Origin of the sequence: Streptococcus mitis bv. 2 str. SK95 (genome assembly GCF_000222705.1) — a bacterium.
Taxonomy (GTDB): Bacteria; Bacillota; Bacilli; order Lactobacillales; family Streptococcaceae; genus Streptococcus; species Streptococcus mitis_AY.
The window spans coordinates 57,269-79,095 of sequence record NZ_AFUB01000005.1 but is presented as its reverse complement, the minus strand read 5'-3'; the positions used below and the strand labels follow the sequence as shown (position 1 = coordinate 79,095).

The 21,827-nt window shown below is 42.4% G+C and carries 17 protein-coding genes; 6 read left to right on the top strand and 11 right to left on the bottom strand.

Translation table 11 applies throughout. The annotated features are described in order from the left end of the window. Position 1: 1 nt before the first annotated feature. Positions 2 to 1,708: an ABC transporter ATP-binding protein gene (locus HMPREF9965_RS03580; RefSeq protein WP_000904376.1), complete on the bottom strand. Its 1,707-nt coding sequence runs from the start codon at positions 1,706 to 1,708 to the stop codon at positions 2 to 4. 206 nt (positions 1,709 to 1,914) lie between these two features. Between HMPREF9965_RS03580 and HMPREF9965_RS03575 the strand changes: the two genes are divergently transcribed. The 3 genes from HMPREF9965_RS03575 to HMPREF9965_RS03565 all read left to right on the top strand — a co-directional run bounded on the left by HMPREF9965_RS03575 (position 1,915) and on the right by HMPREF9965_RS03565 (position 4,504). Then, entirely contained in the window at positions 1,915 to 2,931 is a 1,017-nt protein-coding gene (locus tag HMPREF9965_RS03575) for an NAD(P)H-dependent glycerol-3-phosphate dehydrogenase (protein WP_000745019.1), read from the top strand. Between the two features lie 21 nt (positions 2,932 to 2,952). Further along, positions 2,953 to 3,861 carry a UTP--glucose-1-phosphate uridylyltransferase GalU gene (gene galU / locus HMPREF9965_RS03570; protein ID WP_000811032.1) on the top strand — a complete coding sequence of 303 codons (909 nt, stop codon included), beginning with the start codon at positions 2,953 to 2,955 and terminating at the stop codon, positions 3,859 to 3,861. Between the two features lie 355 nt (positions 3,862 to 4,216). Beyond that, positions 4,217 to 4,504 carry a hypothetical protein gene (locus tag HMPREF9965_RS03565; protein ID WP_000401844.1) on the top strand — a complete coding sequence of 96 codons (288 nt, stop codon included), beginning with the start codon at positions 4,217 to 4,219 and terminating at the stop codon, positions 4,502 to 4,504. 160 nt (positions 4,505 to 4,664) lie between these two features. On the opposite strand, the gene HMPREF9965_RS03560 is transcribed toward HMPREF9965_RS03565, so the two are convergent. The 6 genes from HMPREF9965_RS03560 to pbp1b form a co-directional block, all read right to left on the bottom strand. Next, the gene (locus HMPREF9965_RS03560; protein ID WP_000658483.1) at positions 4,665 to 5,345 is read right to left on the bottom strand and encodes a rhomboid family intramembrane serine protease; all 681 of its coding nucleotides are present in this window, start codon (positions 5,343 to 5,345) and stop codon (positions 4,665 to 4,667) included. Beyond that, positions 5,329 to 5,868, bottom strand: coding sequence for a 5-formyltetrahydrofolate cyclo-ligase (locus HMPREF9965_RS03555; RefSeq protein ID WP_000642764.1), 540 nt, complete (start codon positions 5,866 to 5,868; stop codon positions 5,329 to 5,331). Before HMPREF9965_RS03555 ends, HMPREF9965_RS03560 begins: the two co-directional genes overlap by 17 nt. A gap of 11 nt (positions 5,869 to 5,879) precedes the next feature. Continuing rightward, positions 5,880 to 7,010, bottom strand: coding sequence for an N-acetyldiaminopimelate deacetylase (locus HMPREF9965_RS03550; protein WP_000886119.1), 1,131 nt, complete (start codon positions 7,008 to 7,010; stop codon positions 5,880 to 5,882). Between the two features lie 67 nt (positions 7,011 to 7,077). Next, positions 7,078 to 7,776, bottom strand: coding sequence for a 2,3,4,5-tetrahydropyridine-2,6-dicarboxylate N-acetyltransferase (gene dapD / locus HMPREF9965_RS03545; RefSeq protein WP_000127440.1), 699 nt, complete (start codon positions 7,774 to 7,776; stop codon positions 7,078 to 7,080). An 85-nt stretch (positions 7,777 to 7,861) separates the two neighbouring features. Then, positions 7,862 to 8,770 (bottom strand): DMT family transporter, encoded by a 909-nt coding sequence (locus tag HMPREF9965_RS03540; protein ID WP_001046352.1) that lies wholly within the window; start codon positions 8,768 to 8,770, stop codon positions 7,862 to 7,864. 80 nt (positions 8,771 to 8,850) lie between these two features. After that, complete coding sequence (gene pbp1b, locus HMPREF9965_RS03535) at positions 8,851 to 11,334, bottom strand: penicillin-binding protein PBP1B (protein ID WP_000664441.1); 2,484 nt, start codon at positions 11,332 to 11,334, stop codon at positions 8,851 to 8,853. A 140-nt stretch (positions 11,335 to 11,474) separates the two neighbouring features. On the opposite strand from pbp1b, the gene tyrS reads away from it, so the two are divergent. Continuing rightward, complete coding sequence (gene tyrS / locus HMPREF9965_RS03530; RefSeq protein WP_000546905.1) at positions 11,475 to 12,731, top strand: tyrosine--tRNA ligase; 1,257 nt, start codon at positions 11,475 to 11,477, stop codon at positions 12,729 to 12,731. 77 nt (positions 12,732 to 12,808) lie between these two features. Here the strand turns inward: tyrS and HMPREF9965_RS03525 are convergent, their stop codons facing one another. Beyond that, entirely contained in the window at positions 12,809 to 14,869 is a 2,061-nt protein-coding gene (locus tag HMPREF9965_RS03525; protein WP_000008765.1) for a heavy metal translocating P-type ATPase, read from the bottom strand. Between the two features lies 1 nt (position 14,870). Further along, positions 14,871 to 15,149 carry a DUF6110 family protein gene (locus HMPREF9965_RS03520; protein ID WP_000910906.1) on the bottom strand — a complete coding sequence of 93 codons (279 nt, stop codon included), beginning with the start codon at positions 15,147 to 15,149 and terminating at the stop codon, positions 14,871 to 14,873. Between the two features lie 151 nt (positions 15,150 to 15,300). Between HMPREF9965_RS03520 and HMPREF9965_RS03515 the strand changes: the two genes are divergently transcribed. Continuing rightward, entirely contained in the window at positions 15,301 to 16,149 is an 849-nt protein-coding gene (locus HMPREF9965_RS03515; RefSeq protein WP_001095311.1) for a putative RNA methyltransferase, read from the top strand. Between the two features lie 54 nt (positions 16,150 to 16,203). On the opposite strand, the gene glgP is transcribed toward HMPREF9965_RS03515, so the two are convergent. Together glgP and malQ are read right to left on the bottom strand one after the other, a co-directional pair. Beyond that, on the bottom strand, positions 16,204 to 18,462 hold the full coding sequence (gene glgP, locus HMPREF9965_RS03510; protein ID WP_000937163.1) for a glycogen/starch/alpha-glucan family phosphorylase: 2,259 nt from the start codon (positions 18,460 to 18,462) through the stop codon (positions 16,204 to 16,206). 24 nt (positions 18,463 to 18,486) lie between these two features. Further along, entirely contained in the window at positions 18,487 to 20,004 is a 1,518-nt protein-coding gene (gene malQ, locus HMPREF9965_RS03505) for a 4-alpha-glucanotransferase (RefSeq protein ID WP_000747321.1), read from the bottom strand. A 476-nt stretch (positions 20,005 to 20,480) separates the two neighbouring features. Here malQ and HMPREF9965_RS03500 point away from each other — a divergent pair, with 476 nt between their 5' ends. Then, positions 20,481 to 21,749 carry an extracellular solute-binding protein gene (locus HMPREF9965_RS03500; protein ID WP_000095477.1) on the top strand — a complete coding sequence of 423 codons (1,269 nt, stop codon included), beginning with the start codon at positions 20,481 to 20,483 and terminating at the stop codon, positions 21,747 to 21,749. Positions 21,750 to 21,827 lie beyond the last annotated feature (78 nt).

Here is a 21,827-nt window from a genome sequence, read left to right as displayed (position 1 = left end):
TTTATTCCTCCTTTCCCTTTTGTGTTTCGTAGATTTCGCGGTAGACGGCATTGCTAGCTACCAAGTCTGCATGCCGTCCTTCTCCAATCAAACGCCCTTGATCCAAGACCAAAATCTTGTCCGCATGGACGACTGAACTAATCTTTTGAGCGATGATAATCGTTGTTGTCCCTTTCAGATCATTGTTCAAAGCTTCCTGCACGAGTCTTTCTGACTTAGCATCCAATGCCGAAGTCGAATCGTCAAAAATCAGGATACGGGGATTGCTGACAATCCCACGGGCAATGGACATCCGTTGCTTTTGTCCACCAGAAAAATTGGTGCCACGTTCTTCGACCTGACTCTCAAATTTGTTTTCCATGCGCCCGATAAATTCACTGGCTTGGGCAATCCGTGCTGCACGTTCCATTTCTGACACGCTGGCATTGCCTTTCCCTTGGCGAAGATTATCTGCAATGGTCCCGCTAAAGAGAATAGCACGTTGCAAGACGATGGAAACTGTTTTTCGTAAGGTTCCCTCGCTGACGTCTCGAATATCCTTGCCACCAATCTTGATAGATCCCTCCTGTGGATCAAAAAGTCGTGGAATTAACTGAGCTAGAGTGGACTTCCCTGCTCCAGTCGCCCCAACCACACCGACCATCTGACCAGGCGCAATATCAAAGGTCACATTCTTCAGCATAGGTTCATCGTCATTGGGATAGGTAAAGGTCACATTTTCAAAAGAGAGACTTCCTTCTAACTCTTCATCTGGGAGATCTTTAAAGGTCATCGCTGGCTCGGTATCTAGAACCTCACGGATACGCATCATCGAAATCATAGCCCGACTGACAGAATTCCCTAAAAATCCAACCATGACGATTGTAAAGATAATCTGACTGAGATAGTTAACAAAGGAAGCAATAGAACCAACGACTGACGGATCCGACTGAGCCATTCCCGCAACCAACCAGATGGAGAGGAAAACCGCTCCGTACCCAATGAGCATCATAAAAGGTTCCACTACTGAAAAGGCATAGCCAATATAAATATTTTGTCCCAGAAGCTCATCTGAGACCTCAGTAAACTTGTCAAATTGCTCTTTTTCCTGCACAAAGGATTTGACCACACGCACACCACGTAGATTTTCCTTGGCGATGGCATTAATTCGTTCAAGAAGAGTTTGAAACTTGGCGAAGCGCGGCCCCATCATTCCCATCATGATACCTGTAAGCGCAAAAATCAGCACTACCATAAGGACAATTACCCACCAAAGCGAAGGCAGGGTGTGAACCGCTAAGATAAAGGAACCGATAAAAAGCAAAGGAAGACGGAAAAGGATTTGGAAAACCATCATCACCATGTTCTGAATTTGGTTGATATCATTGGTCATGCGGACAACCAGATTCCCAGCATTAAACCGCTCAATGTTGGCATAAGAAAAGGTTTGGATCTTACGAAAAGCATCTTCCCGAAGATCCGAAGATACTCCCTGAGCGATATAGGCTGCAAGAATAACATTGACACCACCTGCAACCAGACCCACGAGGGCTACTCCTATCAACCATGCCCCAATACTATAAATAGCCTCATGTCGGCCAGCCAGTAGAGCATCTAAAACCTCCTGCAAATAGCGAGGTTGCAAGAGCGAGCTCGCAACCATCAAGCCTGTCATCACAAAGGATGCCAAGGCTTGCCATTTATAGGCTTTAATTTTTTCAATCAGCATACTTCCTCCTAATCAGATAGACAAAAGGGAGTGACGAAATTCGTCAGCTCCTCTCATTCTTTCATGTTGATGCTATTCTAGCAAAAAAGAGGAATCTTGTCAAAGGCGTTTTCTTATTATAAATTAGTGCGCTTTCACTCGCAAGTAATGCATGAAAAGGCTTTTTATGGTAAAATGAAAAGAAGAACTCTTAAAAGGAGGAGAAGATGAAGAAACAAACCATCGCTGTCTTGGGTCCTGGTTCTTGGGGAACTGCCCTTTCGCAGGTCCTAAACGACAATGGACACGAGGTTCGGATTTGGGGAAATATTCCTGACCAAATCGATGAAATCAATAGCCAACATACAAACAAACGCTACTTTAAAGACATCCTACTCGACGAAAACATCAAGGCATACCATGACTTGGAAGAAACACTAAAGGATGTGGATGCTGTTTTATTTGTAGTCCCAACAAAAGTAACGAGACTGGTTGCCCAACAAGTAGCAAAGGTACTCAATCACAAGGTTGTCATCATGCATGCCTCCAAAGGATTGGAACCAGATAGCCACAAACGCCTCTCAACTATTCTTGAAGAGGAAATTCCAGCTGACCTCCGTAGTGACATCGTCGTTGTTTCAGGACCTAGCCACGCTGAGGAAACGATTGTACGGGATATTACCTTGATCACTGCAGCCTCTAAAGATCTTGAAACTGCCCAGTACGTTCAAAATCTCTTTAGTAATCACTACTTCCGCCTCTATACCAATACAGATGTTATCGGGGTTGAAACCGCTGGTGCTCTTAAAAACATCATTGCAGTTGGTGCAGGAGCATTACATGGCCTAGGATTTGGCGACAATGCCAAGGCAGCCATCATCGCCCGTGGCTTGGCAGAAATCACCCGTCTAGGTGTCGCTCTTGGAGCTAATCCTCTGACTTATAGCGGTCTTTCTGGAGTTGGTGATTTGATCGTAACGGGGACATCTGTCCACTCTCGTAACTGGAGGGCAGGTGACGCTCTTGGTCGTGGAGAATCCCTCGCAGACATCGAAGCCAACATGGGCATGGTCATTGAAGGAATTTCAACGACTCGAGCAGCTTACGAACTGGCTCAGGAATTGGGTGTCTACATGCCAATCACACAAGCCATTTATCGAGTTATCTATGAAGGTGTCAATATCAAAGAAGCAATCAATGACATCATGAACAACGAATTTAAAGCAGAAAACGAATGGTCTTAGACCCTTATAGAAAGGAACATTATGAAACAAAAAGTCAGAAAAGCAGTCATCCCTGCAGCTGGATTGGGAACTCGTTTCCTCCCTGCAACTAAGGCCTTAGCCAAGGAAATGTTGCCAATCGTAGATAAACCAACCATCCAATTTATCGTTGAAGAAGCCCTCAAATCTGGAATCGAAGATATCTTGGTTGTTACTGGTAAGTCAAAACGTTCTATCGAGGACCACTTCGACTCAAACTTCGAATTGGAATACAACCTCAAAGAAAAAGGGAAAACGGATCTTTTAAAGCTAGTTGATGAAACAACTGGCATGCGCCTGCATTTTATCCGCCAAACTCATCCACGCGGTCTCGGAGATGCTGTTTTGCAAGCCAAGGCTTTCGTCGGAAATGAACCTTTTGTCGTGATGCTTGGGGATGACTTGATGGATATCACTAATGAAAAGGCTGTTCCGCTCACCAAACAACTCATGGATGACTATGAACGTACCCACGCGTCTACTATCGCTGTCATGCCTGTCCCTCACGATGAAGTATCTGCCTATGGGGTTATTGCTCCGCAAGGCGAAGGGAAAAACGGCCTTTACAGCGTTGAAACCTTTGTTGAAAAACCTGCGCCAGAGGACGCTCCTAGCGACCTTGCTATTATTGGACGCTACCTCCTCACGCCTGAAATTTTCCAAATCCTCGAAAACCAAGCTCCAGGTGCAGGAAATGAAATTCAGCTGACAGATGCAATCGACACCCTCAATAAAACACAACGTGTATTTGCTCGTGAGTTCAAGGGTTCCCGCTACGATGTCGGAGATAAGTTTGGCTTTATGAAAACCTCCATCGACTACGCTCTGAGACACCCTCAAGTCAAAGACGACTTGAAAGACTACCTCATCCAACTCGGAAAAGAGTTAGCTGGAGAGAAATTAAAAAAATAATCTATAACAAAAGAAGAACTAGGATGGTTGACTATCCTAGTTCTTTTTTTATTTGCACTCATCTCATCCCTGTACTTTGCCTATCATCGAAGAAAAGAATCGATAGGTCGAGCAGTTTCCACACTTGTCTCTAATTATTTGCCAATTTTTGTGAAAGCACTATACTTCTGTTTTCTTTTATAAAAATAGGAGTATACTAAGTTAGTATAATAAAATAAAAAACACCGAATCGGTGCTCACTTTTTCAAGTTGTGTACGGACAAAGCCTTATTTTAACTCGCTGTGTTGTTTCGAATGGTTCCAAAACTTTTTTTGTATGATATAACAGAATATTTTAAAAATGAAGGGGGGTTCTATGGAGATTGATATGTTTTTTGATTATTATTTAAAATCACTTAGGTTTTATTTTGGTGATAGGTGTAAGGATATTGGATTTATAAAGTTTTTCAAAGATGAAAACAATAGTTTTATTACAATAGAGGATTATGTTTTAGAAGCATTAGTAGTATTGTCAAATATTTTGAGTAAGGAAAGGATTGTGTTTTCTTGTGGATTTATTCATAGCAAGGGGGTAGTTACTGGAGTAGAAGTATGTATGAATGTATTAGAGTTAGAAAGATTAAATAATTTGTATAAGATATAGTTTTGAAGAATATTAAAAAACATTAGGTAAACTGTCTATGTAGGATGTGTGGAGTTGATAGTATCAATATTTCCTAGTTATAGAGCTATGCTGTTTCGAATGGTTCAAATTCGCATAAAAAGCTACTCGTTTTTTGAGTAGCTTTTTATGTATTTCAAACTTACACATAGCTCATCCCTTTGTAGAAAAGGAAAACGGTTAGTGCGATAAAAAGTACGGTTGCTCCGATTCGCTGGCTGGTACTAAACATCCTTTTTTCCCATTTGACTGGAAAGATGACTGCTAGAAAGGCACCGCCTACTGCACCACCAATATGCCCAGCTAGGCTGATTCCTGGAATCAGAATACTTCCAATGATATTTATCACGAAAAGCGTCAGGTAGGATTGCCCTAACTGCTGGATATAGGGGCTGCGAGTCGCATAGCGCAAAACGATAATCGCAGCAAATAATCCATAGAGAGAAGTGGAGGCACCTGCTGCTAGGACTTTCGGTGTGAAAGCAAAAACAAAGAGATTGCCCATCATTCCTGATAAGAGATAAAGAAGGAAAAATTGCTTAGAGCCGAAAATCTCCTCCACCTGTTGTCCAAGAAAGTAGAGTGAAATCATATTGACAATGAAATGTTCCCAACCGATATGCACAAATATAGCCGAAAAAAGGCGCCAGAACTGCTCTGGGAACAGGCGAATGATCGGTCCATACATAGCTCCAAACTGAAACAGAGTTTTGACTTGATCAAAGTTGATACCCGTAGTAATCAGCATCAGTAGAAATACAAAGCCAGTCACTAGGAGAAAAAAACTAGTCACAGGGTAACGTTTATCAAAGATTTCCTTCATAGATTAGCACCTCCTGAACGGGAATATCATGGTCTTCCGAGTTGAAATCCTGAATTTGACAAGGATAGATTGTACTCATGGTCTGACCAGCAAAATTCTCCAGATAGCGGTCGTAGTAGCCTCCGCCATATCCGATCCGATAGCCCTCTTTCGTAAAAGCCAATCCTGGAACATGAATTAAATCAATCTGAGACGGATCCACCACTTCCAAGTCCCCTTGGGGCTCCAGTAAACCAAAGGAAGTTTTTTTCAACTGCTGCGGATGATAGACTACAAAGTCCATCCGTCCCTTGGGATAGGTTTTGGGTATCAAAACCTTTTTGCCGTCCTTCAGCGCCTGGTCAATCAGTTCCTGCGTTTGAAATTCATGAGTGAAAGAGAGATAGGTTGCGATGGTCTTGGCTTCTTGGTAAAAGGGGTGTTGTAAGAAACGCTCGGTTAAAGCTCGATCCATAGCCTGTTTTTTCTCCTGAGATAAAGCCTTCATTTCGTGTAAGACTTGCTTTCGTAGTTCTGCTTTCATAGCCAGCACCTCTACTCTGCTGCCTTCTTTTTCAGGAAACTAGAGACCGCTTCCACCCCAACGGCTAAGGCTGCTTCCTTAGGACTCATCTGAGGGTGATGAAGGGCGTAGGGACTGTCGATACCTAGCCAGAACATAACGCCATCTACCTTTGAAAGGAGATAACCAAAGTCCTCACCAGTCATAGCTGGCTCGATATCAATCAACTCGATTCCGTCTTTTTCTTCAAAGAAGTCCATCAGTTCACGCGCCAAGGCTGGATTGTTCTCAACAGGCAAGTAGCCACCTTGTTTGAGCTCCACTTCGACTTCCATATCAAAGGCTGCCGCAACCCCTTCTGCGACTGTCTTGACTCTTTTTTGTACCATGAGGCTCATTTCCTGGGTCAAGGCCCGAATGGTTCCATGTAAAAAAGCTGTGTCTGTGATGACATTGTTGGTTGTTCCAGCTTGGAAAACGCCAAAGGTCACCACTGCTCCCTCGATTGGGTTGACATTGCGGCTGACAACCGACTGCACCTGGGTCACAAAGTAACTAGCAGCCACCAAGGCATCATTGGCCTCATGCGGGAAGGCTGCATGCCCACCTTTCCCTTTGAAACGAATCTTCACCTCACAAGTCCCTGCAAAAAGTGTATGGATATTGGTAGCAATCTGTCCAACCTTTAGATCTGGACGAACATGGAGACCATAAAACTGGTCTGGCAACCAGTCCCCAAAAGCACCATCCTCATACATGAGCATACCACCAGCTTCATTTTCTTCAGCAGGTTGAAATAGGAAGAGCAAATTATTCTTGGGTTGCTCCTCAAGGGCGCGTTCGAGACAGCCCAAGGCAATGGTCATATGAAAATCATGGCCACAGGCATGCATACGACCTTGATGTTGGGAAGAAAAAGGAAGGCCTGTTTGTTCAACGATAGGCAGACCGTCAATGTCTGTTCGCCAACCAATAGTCTTCTTCGGCTGGCTTCCCTGTAAATAGACCAAAATCCCTGTCCGCCAAGTACGAACTTGAACAAAATTCTTACCCGTAGTCAATTTCTCAATCACATCCAGCAAATAAGCCTGAGTCTTGAATTCCTCCAAGCCAATCTCTGGAATCTGGTGCAAATCTCGTCTGGTCTGAATCAAATCTAACATCTATCTGTCCTCCTATATAGCAGAAAGAGGCTGGAAAAAGGGTTCCGCCTCTTTTTTACTTTTACCATTACAAGGTACGAAGCGCATCTTCTAGCGCTGTTTTTTGTTGGGTTTGGGCATCAATCTCCTTGATAATACGAGCTGGAACACCTGCTACTACAACGTTTTCTGGAACATCTTGAGTCACGATAGCTCCTGCAGCGACAACTGAACCACTACCGATTTGGACTCCTTCGATAACCACTGCATTAGCACCGATAAGAACATTGTCTCCGACACGGACTGGATCGGCACTAGCTGGCTCAATCACACCTGCCAAAACTGCCCCTGCACCAACGTGGCTGTTTTTTCCAACGATAGCGCGGCCACCAAGGATGGCACCCATATCAATCATGGTTCCTGCACCGATTTCAGCACCGATATTGATAACTGCTCCCATCATGATAACAGCATTGTCACCAATTTCAACTTGGTCACGGATAATCGCACCTGGCTCGATACGAGCGTTGATAGCACGTTTGTCTAGCAAGGGAACTGCCGAATTACGAGCATCTTGTTCGACAACATAGTCTTGATTTTCTACCAAACCATCGAGAAGTGGAGCGACGTCCTTCCAGTCTCCAAATAGAACATTCCCTAGTTTGACAACAGAGCTAGGTAGAGCAGATGCGAGTTCTCCCTCAAAGGTTACTTTAACACTGGTTTTCTTTTCCGCATTGGCGATAAATTGAATGATTTCTTGGGCATTCATTTTTGTGGCAGTCATAGGCGCCTCCTGATTCATTATAATGATACCTATTCTACCAAAAAAGGCTTCAAATTTGAAGCCTTAAGCACTCGAACAGAGCATTTTACCTTTCCTTCGTTTCCTCAATTGATAAGAAAACCATTGGAACGATAATCAAAATCATAGCCAAAGCTAGAAAACCATCCAAAACCATACCTAGAAATAGCACACTTAACAATGCGGAAGATAAAGGTTCGCTGGCACTCACAACTGACACAACTAACGGTGAGACGAGTAGCACAGCCTTCATCGAAAGGAAAAAAGCAAAAGCCGTTCCAAACACAGCAATGGTAAAACAAATCAAAAGGCTCGTCACATCAAGTTGAAAGGTAATCTGATGAACAGGATAAAGAAAATTGCTAAAAACACCTGCTAGCAACATCCCCCAACCAACGGTTGGCACAAAACCATAGTCACGTGCAAAACGCTGAGGTAGGATAACGTTGAACATGACCCCTACAGCACTGAGTAGCCCTGTCACCAAAGCCAGAGGTGTCATTGATAGCTTGGATAAATCCCCTTTTGTAGCCATCAAAAAAACACCTAGCATGGCAATCAAAACATAGAGAATGGCTGTGATAGAAGCCTTCTTTTGATAAACGATACGATTATAAAACAAGATAAAAACTGGACTGATAAATTGCAAAATCGTTGCTGTCGTCGCATTCGAATATTCAACACAGAGATAGAAGAAAAACTGTACAGAAAAAATCCCCAGAATAGCGTAGGCTAAAAAAGGCAGATAGTTTTTCTTATTTCGCCAAATATCCAATAGTTGAAAGCGCAACTGAAAGGCAGATAAAAACAAGACCAAGCTACCCGCCAAAAGCAAACGCATGGAAGTGATCCAGCCAGACGACACCTGATAATGAGTGAAAAAATATTCTCCTAAAATACCACAAATTCCCCAAATCAGACCTGACAACAGTGAATATAGAGTTCCCTTAAAAATCTTCTTTTGATACTTATTCATTCTCCTATTGTAACACGAAATGAAAAAAGAAAAAAGTAGCACGAAACATAATATTAAATGAAACTTGCTACTTTTTTATTCTATCGATTTGATTGATTTGAGCGAGTTGATGAGCTTGTTCCCGAACTACCACTTGAACTTGGGAGAGTTGGGGTCGGGAGACTCGGTAAACTTCCTAGGATGTTCTTCCAAGCATTTTGATAATCTGCATCGCTCCCTCCGATGGCAAAGCGGTAAGTAGTTGCTGGAGCCCCTTCTTTAGTAGCCCAATAGCTCGTTACTGTAGAACCTGAAACGGTGACTTCTTTGCCATTGATTGTGACCTTGCCAGGTTTCTCTCCTGTCGATTTGAGGACTTGAGACTTGGTCACACTTGGGTCTAGACTAAAGCGCTCATTCCCCCAAATTCCAGGTTTTGCTTGCTGGATAGCATTGACCAAGTGGGCCATATAGTTGGCATTGCGGTAGTGGCCTGCTCCTTTGGCTAGCGGTCGGTTGTCATCGTGACCTAACCAGCCCCCTAGAGTCAAGCGTGGCGTAGAAAGCATGAGCCACATATTTTCATCTTCATTGGTCGTGCCAGTTTTTCCGATCCAGTCGGCGCGAGCTAGACTTGGATTGATAGAGGCCAAATCAGTCTGAAAGCTTGACGTAACTCGAGATGAGATCACCTCGCGAAGCAAACTCTGCATGATGGTCGCTGTCGCTTTCGAATAGACTTGGACAGGTTGACTTTTGTGCTCATAAATCACTTGCCCAGTCGTCGATTCAATCTTGGAAATCATATGTTTCTTGTGGTAGACCCCATTATTAGCCAAGGTCTGATAACCATTGGTATGCTGGGCGACTGTAACATCAATCCCCCCACCCATCGGTAAACTTTCGATACCATATTCTGGGATTTCATACCCCATTTTTTCCATATAACCCTTGACATCAACGCCCTTCTCTCGAAGCGTACGATAAGTCCAGTAGGCTGGGATGTTCCATGAATAGTTGAGGGCTTCTCCCAAGGTCATCATCCCTGTACCAGGACTATTGACATACATGATAGGATTGCCGTTTGAAAAGTTTGTCGGATAGTTAGACAAGATACTTGCACTCCCCATCAAACCTTGGTCAATCGCGATACCATAGGCCAGTATAGGCTTAGTGGTTGAAGCTGGAGAACGTTTGGTGTCAATGGCATGATTGTTCTGATTTTCTTGATAATTACGACCACCAACAAATCCAAGAATGGCTCCTGTTTGGTTGTCCATGAGGACATTTCCTACTTCGGGCTGGCCTGTCGAATCATCTAGCAGATATCCGTAAGTCGCAACCGCATTTTGCATCGCAGCATGAACGTTTTTATTGATAGTTGTCGTAATCTTATACCCACCATTCTCAATTTCCTTGGTTGCTAAGTCATGATAAGCCTTCTGGATGGACTCATTCTTTAACTCTTGAGCAGAGACATGGTCTCTCTCAACTAGATAATCATACATCCGATCGGTAGCTTCTGCCAAGGTTGCAAAGTAAAGATAGTCGCGTGAGCTTCCGTTGACACTACCTGATGGTAGGAAGTCTTGCTTAAAGTCATAATCCTTGTACTTGTCGTAATCTTCCTGGCTCAGAGCACCTGTCCGGTACATATTGTAGAGGACATCCTTGGCACGCTTGATACCCAAAGCCATATCCTCATCACTCTTCATACTGCCATCAGATTCATAAGGGGAATAACTAATCGGACTCTGTGGTAAGCCTGCGATAAAGGCCGCTTGAGGTATCGTCAAATCTGAAGCATTAACACCGAAAATTCCTTCTGCAGCTTGCTGGGCACCTGCAATATTTTGACCTTTGTGATTGCGACCGAAAGGAGCAATATTCAGATAGGTTGTCAGAATTTCGTCCTTGCTCATGACACGCTCCAAGGCAAGAGCATCTACGATTTCTGTCGCCTTACGAGCCAAGGTCGGAGCATCCCCCACCACTTGCTGCTTGATGACCTGCTGAGTCAAAGTCGAACCACCACTAGACGATCCCAAACCGACAAAGGTTCCCAGAGTCGCACGAATAACGGCCTTAGGCACAACTCCTTTATGCTCATTGAAATGCTCGTCCTCTGTCGCAATGATAGCCTTCTTGAGATTATCTGAGATAGCCTCCGAAGCGACTGACGTGCGCAATAGATCTCCTTCAATTGAAGCGATGGTACTGCCGTCAGAATAAGTGATTTCTGAGATAGAGGCAATATCCTTCACTTGCTTGACTAACTCTTCTGCTTGAGGTACCTGGGTCTTGTCAAAAAGAGCGACTCCATAACCCATAGCCACACCAGCGCCAAACAGTCCACCGATAAAACCTAGGATAAAGAGAGTGTTAAAGACTATTTTAAACCCACTCAAAACCTTAGCAAGAATAGACCCTGCCCTTCTAACTTTGTCAGAAGAGGTCCCCTTTTTACTGGTTTTCTTATTAGCTAGTTTTTCTGCTAGTCTTTTCTTCCATTTTGCAATTCGTTGCATTAGCTGCTGGAAAAAATGCAGCATTTTTGTTTTTAATTCATTAATTCTTTCTTTCATGAATGTCCTCGCTTCCTCTATTATACCATAAAAGGGAAACTTTCAATAAAATAGCCACTTTCTTCCCTATTCCACTAGGCTATTCACCAAGTTTGTGATACAATAGGTAGAAACAATATTTTATAAAGGAGAAAAGACATATGCACATTTTTGATGAGCTAAAAGAGCGTGGTTTGATTTTTCAAACGACTGACGAAGAAGCTTTGCGTAAAGCCCTAGAAGAAGGTCAAGTTTCTTATTATACTGGCTACGATCCAACTGCTGACAGCCTTCACCTCGGCCACCTTGTCGCAATCTTGACAAGTCGTCGTTTGCAATTAGCAGGTCACAAACCTTATGCGCTCGTTGGCGGTGCTACAGGTCTCATCGGAGATCCGTCCTTCAAAGATGCTGAGCGTAGTCTCCAAACAAAAGACACAGTAGAGGGCTGGGTCAAGTCTATCCAAGGACAACTTTCTCGTTTTCTTGACTTTGAAAATGGGGAAAATAAAGCTGTCATGGTCAACAACTACGACTGGTTTGGCAGCATCAGCTTCATTGACTTCCTCCGTGATGTCGGAAAATACTTCACTGTCAACTATATGATGAGTAAGGAATCTGTTAAAAAACGGATCGAAACAGGGATTTCTTACACTGAGTTCGCTTACCAAATCATGCAAGGATATGACTTCTACGTCCTTAACCAAGAGCACAACGTAACACTACAAATCGGTGGTTCTGACCAGTGGGGAAATATGACAGCTGGTACCGAATTGCTTCGTCGTAAGGCTGACAAGACTGGTCATGTTATAACTGTTCCATTGATTACAGATGCGACTGGTAAGAAATTTGGTAAATCTGAAGGAAATGCAGTCTGGCTTAACCCTGAAAAGACTTCTCCATACGAAATGTACCAGTTCTGGATGAACGTGATGGATGCTGACGCTGTTCGCTTCTTGAAGATCTTTACCTTCTTGTCACTGGATGAAATTGAAGACATCCGAAAACAATTTGAAGCGGCGCCACACGAACGCTTGGCTCAGAAAGTCTTGGCTCGTGAAGTTGTGACTCTTGTTCACGGCGAAGAAGCCTACAAGGAAGCCCTCAACATCACCGAGCAACTCTTTGCTGGAAACATCAAAAACCTTTCTGTCAAAGAACTCAAACAAGGACTTCGTGGAGTGCCAAACTACCAAGTAAAAGCAGACGAAAACCACAATATCGTGGAACTCCTCGTGTCATCTGGTGTGGTGAATTCAAAACGCCAAGCCCGTGAAGACGTCCAAAACGGAGCTATCTACGTCAACGGCGACCGTATCCAAGACCTTGACTATGTCTTGAGTGACGCAGATAAGTTAGAAAACGAACTCACTGTTATCCGCCGCGGGAAGAAGAAATACTTTGTGTTGACTTACTAAATTGTTAAACATTTACCTATAAACAAAGGAGTTACCCTCGAGAAAGGTAACTCCTTTTTGCTGTGAATAGTCCCCACCTATCCCTTAATAGACAGGCTACGCAGGACTATGCGTAAGGTTGTTAGATTATGTAGGATAGAGAGGTTTGAAGGACTGAGCCAATTAAACAAGCCAAAGCCAATCAAACTACTATTTACGACAACGGTATCTTGAATATTCTTCTTGATAAGTGTTTGCAAAGATGATGATAGCAAATCCAACTCTTGGAAGAAATCCAAGCGATTATCTAACAATAAGATATCACTCATTTGCTTAGAAATATCTGCACTTTCATTCATCACAACACCAATATCCGCAAGGGTTAGAGCTGCCGAGTCATTCAGGCCGTCTCCGACCATTAAGACAGTATGACCAGATTGCTGTAACTCCTGCACCAATTCAAATTTTCCATCAGGTTTCAAATCTGTATAAACTTGATCAAACGGCAAATCTTTTACAAGTTCTTCCGTTCTAACCAAGGTATCACCTGTTGCTAAAATCAGTTTCTTTCCTTGAGCTTTGAGCTTTTCTAGGGCAACTTTTGCTTCTTTTCTCAAAGGAGTATGGATACAGAACATCCCAATAAGATCATTGCGATAGCCCAAGAACAGTAGATTGTAGTGATTCTTATATTCTTCGATCAAGGCATTTTGTTCAGGACTAATATTGATTTGCTCGTCTTGCATCAGGACAAAATTTCCGATGACAACCGATTCACCATCAATTTGAGATTTAATTCCCTTGCTTGCGATATATTGGAGCTTCCCATGCATTTCCTCATGTTCAATTCCTTCTATTTCAGCTTGCTTGACAATTGCATTAGCGATTGGATGATAGATATGCTCCTCTAGACAGGCACTAATTCTTAAAACATCTTCCTCGTTATAATCACCAAAAGGTAGAACCTTTTCAACTAGAGGATAGCTAGTTGTGATGGTGCCTGTCTTGTCAAAGAGGAAAGTATCAACTTCTAGATATTTTTCTAGAACATCCCCATCCTTAATAACCATTTCACGGTTCAATCCCTCCTTGATAGCTGTCAGGTAGGCTACAGGCGTGGAGATTTTCAAAGCGCATGAAAAATCCACCAATAGAAAAGAAATGGCTTTTGAGAACGAACCTGTTAACAGATAAGTCAAGGCAGCACCTAAAAAGTTATATTTGACAATCTTGTCCGCCATCTTGATGAAATAGCGTTGTTTGGTCTTCTTGTTCTCTTCGGATTTCTTCATCAACTCAATCAGTTGCAAAATCCGACTATTCATTTGGTTGTCCGTTACACGAATGAGCAATTCGCCAGTCTCTAAGACAGTATTAGCACAAACGAGATCGGCTTCTCTTTTTTCAACTGGAAAGCTCTCGCCGGTCAAGGAACTTTCATTGACCATTCCTAATCCTGAAACCACTTGGCCATCAAACAGAATTTCATTTCCTTGAGATAGGACCAAGACATCTCCTATTTGAACATCGGAACTCTTGATGCTAACGACCGTATCGCCCTGTACCAAGAACACATCGCTCTCTTTTGCAAGAAGACTCTGTTCTAAATCTGTTGCAGTTTTTTTCAAGGACCACTGATCTAAATGATTGCCTAAATCAAGCATAAACATGATGTTACTAGCCGTCTTGGATTGGTTCATAAACATGGACAATAAAATAGCCGAACAGTCCAAGACTTCCATCGTTAACTCCTTACGCGCTAGAGTTTGATAAGCTTCTCTGACATACCCCAAAGCCTGGTAACAGGTCCAGATATATCGAATAGGATAAGGTACAAAACTGCGAAAAAGCCAGCGCTTAATCGCTGCGCCTGAAACGATAGAATAAGCACTCTCTTCTCTACGAATGGGAAGAGTCATCAACTCAGAAATTTTCCCTTTATCAATTCTTTTTAAAAAGGCTTCTGCATTATCTAATACAGAAAAGCCTTCTTTTATGCGTAGAGTAAAGTGCTGTTGATCCATGTAAAACTGGATAGACTCAATCCCCTTTTCATCTCTCGCCAAGGAACGAAGATAGTCTTGAATATCCAAGGTGAGTGAAAAAGAAGATGATAGTCGGATATGTTGGTATCCTCTATGTAGCACTTTAAAAGACATATTATTCTCCTATAAGGCTATCTAATTGCTCTTCTTTTTTCTCTTGCTCGTACAAATATTTGGCATCTTGCAAGACATCATCTCCATGTTGCTTCACAACAGAAACAGATGCATCCAATTCGTCTTTCAATTTGTAAGCCTTAGCCAAAGCTTTAGAATAGCCTTTTTTAGCTTCTTTACTTGCCAAGATTTTCAAACCAAGAGTGCCAAATGCTACACCACCCAAAAAGAGTGATGATTTTTTCGCAGCTTTTGCGATGGTTAATACTTCTTTTAACATAGTCGTTTCCTCCTTATCATTATTATATAGCAATTTAGATATAAAAGCAATTCCATTCTATGGATTAAAGAATTGGATTTATTTCTATTGAATCTCATATCTACATACTCCTATACTTGCTTTCGCTTGCCTCTTTTGCTAGACTTAAACTATGAATACAAACCACAAACCCAAACTTCAGCGTTTTGCTTCTGCGACTGCCTTTTCCTGCCCTATCTGCCAAGAAAATCTGGCCTTGGTAGAGTCTAGCCTCAAGTGTAGCAACCGCCACTCTTTCGATTTAGCAAAATTCGGCTATGTCAATCTGGCACCGCAAATCAAGCAATCCACCAACTACGACAAGGAAAATTTTCAAAACCGTCAGCAAATCCTAGAAGCTGGGTTTTATCAGAATATCTTAAAAGGCATCTCGGACATACTAGCGACTAAACCATCCGCAAAAACAGTCTTGGATATCGGTTGTGGCGAAGGCTTCTACTCTCGTAAACTCCAAGAAAGTCAACCTGACAAGACCTTCTACGCCTTTGATATTTCCAAAGATTCCGTTCAAATCGCTGCCAAAAGCGAACCCAACTGGGCAGTCAATTGGTTTGTCGGTGACCTGGCTCGACTTCCTATAAAAGACGCTAGTATGGATATCCTGCTTGATATCTTTTCGCCTGCCAATTATGGAGAATTTCGCCGTGTTTTATCCAAAGACGGTATCTTAATCAAGGTCATCCCAACTGAAAATCACCTCAAAGAAATCCGCCAAATGGTGCAAGACCAACTGACAAACAAAGACTATTCCAACCAAGATATCAAGGAACATTTCCAGGAACACTTCAACATCCAATCTAGCCAAACAGCCTCCCTAACCAAGCCCATCACAGCAGAGCAACGCCAAGCCCTGCTCAGCATGACGCCTCTTCTCTTTCACGTCGACCAGATCAAGATTGACTGGAGCCAACTGACAGAGATTACCATCGAAGCGGAGATTCTAGTTGGGAAAGTATTGTAAATTAGTTTAAATATGAAAAAACGCATCTAAAACAGATGCGTTTTTTATTTAATCTTAGTTCAAGTGCCAGATATCTTCGTTGTACTGAGCGATTGTACGGTCAGATGAGAAGAATCCTGCTTTAGCAATGTTGACAATGACTTTATCCAACCATGCGTCACGGTCTTCGTAGTCAGCAAGCATTTGCTCTTTGACTTTGATGTAGTCTTCCAAGTCAAGGAGAGTCATGAACCAGTCTTTTTTGATCAATTCGTTGTAAAGACGTTCCAAGCGTTCTTTCTTACCTACTGCAAGAACAGCGTCGCTGACGATGAAGTCAACCAACGGTTTGATGGCTTTACGAGCATAGAATTCGCTTGATTTGTAAGCTGCTTTTGCGTAAAGGTCGATAACAGTTTCTGAATCTTCACCAAAGATGTAGATGTTTTCGTCGCCAACCAACTCAGCGATTTCCACGTTAGCTCCGTCCATAGTACCAAGAGTCAAAGCTCCGTTCAACATGAATTTCATGTTACCAGTACCTGAAGCTTCTTTAGAAGCAAGTGAGATTTGTTCTGAGATGTCACATGCTGGGATAAGGAAGCTTGCTGCAGTAACGTTGTAGTTTTCAACCATTACGACTTGCAAGTGTGGAGCTACTGCTGGATCGTTTGCAATCACTTCTGACAAGCAAAGAATCAAGTGGATGATGTCTTGAGCGATTGTGTAGGCAGGAGCTGCTTTACCACCAAAGAATACTGTGATTGGACGAGCAGGGATGTTACCAGCCTTGATATCAAGGTATTTGTGGATGACATACAAAGCGTTCATTTGTTGGCGTTTGTACTCGTGAAGACGTTTGATTTGGATATCAAAGATAGAGTTTGTATTGATTTCCACACCTTGGTGTTCTTTCAAGTGACGAGCCAATTTACGTTTGTTGTGAGCCTTGATGCTTTCCAATTTTTCTTTGACAGCAGCCTTGTCTTCGTATGACAAGAGTTTTTCAAGCTCATCTGCTTCATGGTGCCAACCATGTCCAATAATCTCATCCAAGTAGTGAGAGAGTCTTGGGTTAGCATGCATAAGCCAACGACGGAATGTGATACCGTTTGTTTTGTTGTTAAATTTTTCTGGGTAAAGGTCGTAGAAGGCTTTTAACTCAGAGTTCTTCAAGATTTCAGTGTGAAGAGCCGCAACCCCGTTTACGCTGTATCCGTAGTGGATATCCATGTGAGCCATGTGGACACGTCCACTCTCATCGATGATTTGAACAGCTGGATCTTTGTATTCTGCCTTCACACGGCGGTCCAATTCTTTGATGATTGGTACCAAGTGAGGAACCACTTCTTCCAAGAATTCAAGAGGCCATTTTTCAAGAGCTTCAGCAAGGATTGTGTGATTAGTGTAGGCAGTCATGCTACGAACGATTGAGATTGCTTCATCAAGCTCGATACCACGCGCAGTCAAGAGACGGATCAATTCAGGAATCACCATTGATGGGTGAGTATCGTTGATTTGTACAACTGCGTAGTCCGCAAGGTCATGCAAGTTGCTTCCTTTTTCGATTGCTTCGTCGATGATCAATTGCGCACCGTTTGAAACCATGAAGTATTGTTGGAAGATACGGAGCAATTCACCCTGCTTGTCGCTGTCGTCTGGGTAAAGGAAGAGAGTCAAGTTGCGAGCGATATCTGTCTTGTCAAAGTTGATACCATCTTCGATGATAGAAGAATCAACTGAATCCAAGTCAAACAAACGCAAGCGGTTTTTAGTAGCTGTCTTGTAACCAGGTACATCAATATCGTAAAGAGTCGATGTCAATGTGAAGTGTGCAAATGGCACTTGATAGCTACGACTTGAGCGAACCAACCAGTTTTGCTCTGTCAACCAAGCATTAGGAATTGTTTCTTGTTGGTTGTTTTTAAGTACTTGTTGGAAAAGACCGAAGTGGTAGTTCAAACCAACACCATCACCATTCAAACCAAGTGTAGCGATTGAGTCGATAAAGCAGGCTGCCAAACGTCCCAAACCACCGTTACCAAGTGATGGTTCCAATTCTACTTCTTCGATTTCGATCAACTCTTTACCTGCGGCTGCGAGTTCTTTTTTGACATCGTCGTAAAGGCCGAGGTTAATCAAGTTGTTTGACAAGAGTTTACCGATCAAGAACTCAGCTGAGATGTAGTAAACTTTTTTCTTACCAGTGTTGACTGGTTTTTGACTGCTAGCAAGCTTGCTGTAGTTGAGAAGAGCAAGGTAAAGCTCTTCATTGCTACATTCTGCAATAGTTTTATTGTAACGTTTTTGTACAAATTCGTTTAATGGTAACATGTTTATGTGTCTCCTGATATTGTCTTATTTCTTTAATTCTACCACATTTTCATTGATTCGGCGATAAATTGTAGTCAAGTCAAGCAAAGTTTCTTCAACAGCTGGTGTGAGTTGGTCTGCTGTCATACGCCATGACCAGTTTCCGCCAAGAGTAGATGGGAAGTTCATACGAGCTGACTCATCTAGCTCTAGCAAATCTTGCATAGTTGCAATTGCCATGAAGCTAACTGATGAAAATACTGTGCGAAGCATTGCGTGCGGCACTGTTTCATACTCTTTACGGTTCGTGTAACGAGCCATGTATTCACGAGTTGGATCGTCGATCTCATTGCGGTACCAACCAAGAACTGTATTGTTATCGTGTGTTCCTGTGTACATAACAGAGTTGGCAGGTGCCAAGTGTGGGCTATCGATACTTTCGTCTTCTGGGTTGAAGGCAAATTGAAGAATCTTCATTCCTGGGAAGCCTGTGCGTTCACGTAACTCGATGACTTCATCTGTCATGAAACCAAGGTCTTCTGCGATGATGTTTAGCTCACCAAGTTCTTCCTTAACAGCTGCGAAAAGCTTGTAGCCTGGACCTTTCACCCATTTACCAGGTGCCGCTGTATCGGAACCAGCAGGAATTTCCCAGTAAGATTCGAAACCGCGGAAGTGGTCGATACGAACGATATCGTAGATTTTGAAGCTTTCGCGCAAGCGTTCAATCCACCATTTGTAACCGTCTTTGTCCATCGCTTCCCAGTCATAGATTGGGTTCCCCCAAAGCTGACCAGTGGCAGAAAACTCATCTGGTGGGCATCCTGCGATGCAAGTTGCTTTACCAGTGGCATCTGTCTTGAAGAGGTGTGGATTTGCCCACATGTCGCTTGAATCTTCTGCGACGTAAATTGGCATGTCTCCAACGATTTCAATGTGGTTGTCGTTAGCGTAGGCTTTCAATTTCAACCATTGTTGGAAGAAGAAGTATTGAGTCACACGGTGGTAAACCAACTTGTCTGCCAATTTCTCACGGTAGCTTTCAAGTGCTGAAGCTTTACGAGCACGAGCATCTGCATCTGGCCATTCTGTCCAAGCAAGATTGTCAAAATGCTCTTTGATAGCCATATATTCTGCGAAGAGTTCGAGCCATGATTGGTTGTCTTGAGCAAACTTCTCAAAATCTTTGACATCACCCACTTCCAAGAAGCGTTTAACTGCTTTTTCTAAAAGTGGACGACGTGCGTAATAAATCTTCGCATAGTCAACTTCAGATGCATCGCTACCAAAGTCAACACCTTTAAGATCACTGGCTTCGAGCAAACCTTGCTCTACCAAGATATCAAGGTCAATAAAATGCGTATTTCCAGCAAAGGCTGAGAATGATTGGTATGGAGAATCTCCATAGCTTGTTGTCCCAAGAGGGAGGATTTGCCAGTAACGTTGCTTGGTACGAACCAAGAAATCGACGAAATCATAGGCAGTCTGACCAAATGATCCAATCCCATAAGCTCCTGGCAGAGAAGAGATGTGCATCAACACACCACTTTGACGTTTTTTCATAATAGCACCTCATGTGTTTGTTATAAAACGTTGCGCAACCAAGGCGCAAACGTTTGCGTTAAGTTAAGTATAACGCATTTCAAAAACAAATGCAAGCGGTTTTAAAAAATTTTTTTGAATTATTTTAATCAAACAAAACTTGTTGCCACTGATATTTTATGAAATAAGCGAAAAAATTTTAAAGATTTTCTGATTTAAGATAATTCATTCCCAATATCTGCTCTATTTTCTGAAAAACCGAGCCGAATTTACGCAATCGTTTTCCTAATCTTAATATTTTATAAGAAAATGAACCTTTATCTCTTTTCTTCCTATTTATAAAGCAATTCTCCTTTTAAAAAACCTTAAAGTTTTTTTAAAATTTTTTCAAAAAATGCTTGCAACCGTTTTCTGTTTGTGCTATACTAAACACATAAAAGAAAACGTTTGCGTTTTCTCATTAAATTATTTTTGTTATTCTTTAGGAGGAATACACTATGTCATCTAAATTCATGAAGAGCGCTGTTGTGCTCGGAACTGCTACTCTTGCTAGCTTGCTCTTGGTAGCTTGCGGAAGCAAATCTGCTGATAAAGCGGCTGATACTAGCTCTTCAGAAGCAAAAGAACTCACTTTCTATGTTGAAGACCAATATAAAGCCTTTGCTGAATCAGCTGCAAAAGCTTATGAAAAAGAAGCAGGGGTAAAAGTTACCATCAAAACAGGAGACCAAATGGGTGGTCTTGATAACCTTTCACTTGACAACCAATCTGGTAAAGCTGCTGACGTTATGATGGCTCCATACGACCGTGTAGGTAGCCTTGGTACTGACGGACAACTTTCAGAAGTTACTCTTGGTGACGGAGCGAAAACAGACGATAAAACAAAATCTCTTGTAACTGTTGGTGGTAAAGTATATGGTGCTCCAGCCGTTATCGAATCACTCGTTTTGTACTACAATAAAGACTTACTTAAAGAAGCTCCAAAAACATTTGCTGATTTAGAAAACCTTGCTAAAGACAGCAAATACGCTTTCGCTGGAGAAGAAGGTAAAACTACTGCCTTCCTAGCTGACTGGACTAACTTCTACTACGCATACGGACTTCTTGCTGGTAACGGTGCTTACGTATTCGGGCAAAACGGTAAAGATCCTAAAGATATTGGTCTTGCAAACGATGGTGCTATCGCAGGTATCAACTACGCTAAGACTTGGTACGATAAATGGCCTAAAGGTATGCAAGATACTGAAGGAGCTCCAAACTTAATCCAAACTCAATTCCAAGAAGGTAAAACAGCTGCTATCATCGATGGTCCTTGGAAAGCTCAAGCATTCAAAGATGCTAAAGTAAACTACGGTGTTACGACTATCCCAACTCTTCCAAACGGTAAAAACTATGAAACATTTGGTGGTGGTAAGGCTTGGGTTATCCCAGCAAGCACTAAGAACCTTGAAGGAGCTCAAAAATTTGTAGACTTCCTTGTATCAACTGAACAACAAAAAGCATTCTACGATACTACTAACGAAATCCCAGCTAATACTGAAGCTCGTACTTATGCTGAAGGCAAAAAAGATGAGTTGACAACAGCCGTGATTGAACAGTTCAAGAACGCTCAACCAATGCCAAACATCTCACAAATGTCAGCTGTTTGGGATCCGGCTAAAACAATGCTCTTTGAAGCTGTAAGTGGTAAGAAAGATGCGAAAACAGCTGCTAACGATGCTGTAACATTGATCAAAGAAACAATCAAACAAAAATTTGGTGAATAATTGATTTGTTCAAGGGGGGTGGAAGTGAAATCCCCCTTTGAATGTATAGATGCGTTTCTTATTAAATATGCGTATCTT

What these genes read in the sequence shown, in the direction of transcription:
- HMPREF9965_RS03580 (WP_000904376.1), bottom strand. Translation starts at nt 1,708, where the DNA reads ATGCTGATTGAAAAAATTAAAGCCTATAAATGGCAAGCCTTGGCATCC.
- HMPREF9965_RS03560 (WP_000658483.1), bottom strand. Translation starts at nt 5,345, where the DNA reads ATGAAGGAAATCTTTGATAAACGTTACCCTGTGACTAGTTTTTTTCTC.
- galU (WP_000811032.1), top strand. Translation starts at nt 2,953, where the DNA reads ATGAAACAAAAAGTCAGAAAAGCAGTCATCCCTGCAGCTGGATTGGGA.
- pbp1b (WP_000664441.1), bottom strand. Translation starts at nt 11,334, where the DNA reads ATGAAAGAAAGAATTAATGAATTAAAAACAAAAATGCTGCATTTTTTC.
- HMPREF9965_RS03525 (WP_000008765.1), bottom strand. Translation starts at nt 14,869, where the DNA reads ATGTCTTTTAAAGTGCTACATAGAGGATACCAACATATCCGACTATCA.
- dapD (WP_000127440.1), bottom strand. Translation starts at nt 7,776, where the DNA reads ATGACTGCCACAAAAATGAATGCCCAAGAAATCATTCAATTTATCGCC.
- HMPREF9965_RS03575 (WP_000745019.1), top strand. Translation starts at nt 1,915, where the DNA reads ATGAAGAAACAAACCATCGCTGTCTTGGGTCCTGGTTCTTGGGGAACT.
- HMPREF9965_RS03500 (WP_000095477.1), top strand. Translation starts at nt 20,481, where the DNA reads ATGTCATCTAAATTCATGAAGAGCGCTGTTGTGCTCGGAACTGCTACT.
- HMPREF9965_RS03555 (WP_000642764.1), bottom strand. Translation starts at nt 5,868, where the DNA reads ATGAAAGCAGAACTACGAAAGCAAGTCTTACACGAAATGAAGGCTTTA.
- glgP (WP_000937163.1), bottom strand. Translation starts at nt 18,462, where the DNA reads ATGTTACCATTAAACGAATTTGTACAAAAACGTTACAATAAAACTATT.
- HMPREF9965_RS03540 (WP_001046352.1), bottom strand. Translation starts at nt 8,770, where the DNA reads ATGAATAAGTATCAAAAGAAGATTTTTAAGGGAACTCTATATTCACTG.
- HMPREF9965_RS03515 (WP_001095311.1), top strand. Translation starts at nt 15,301, where the DNA reads ATGAATACAAACCACAAACCCAAACTTCAGCGTTTTGCTTCTGCGACT.
- HMPREF9965_RS03550 (WP_000886119.1), bottom strand. Translation starts at nt 7,010, where the DNA reads ATGTTAGATTTGATTCAGACCAGACGAGATTTGCACCAGATTCCAGAG.
- malQ (WP_000747321.1), bottom strand. Translation starts at nt 20,004, where the DNA reads ATGAAAAAACGTCAAAGTGGTGTGTTGATGCACATCTCTTCTCTGCCA.
- HMPREF9965_RS03520 (WP_000910906.1), bottom strand. Translation starts at nt 15,149, where the DNA reads ATGTTAAAAGAAGTATTAACCATCGCAAAAGCTGCGAAAAAATCATCA.
- HMPREF9965_RS03565 (WP_000401844.1), top strand. Translation starts at nt 4,217, where the DNA reads ATGGAGATTGATATGTTTTTTGATTATTATTTAAAATCACTTAGGTTT.
- tyrS (WP_000546905.1), top strand. Translation starts at nt 11,475, where the DNA reads ATGCACATTTTTGATGAGCTAAAAGAGCGTGGTTTGATTTTTCAAACG.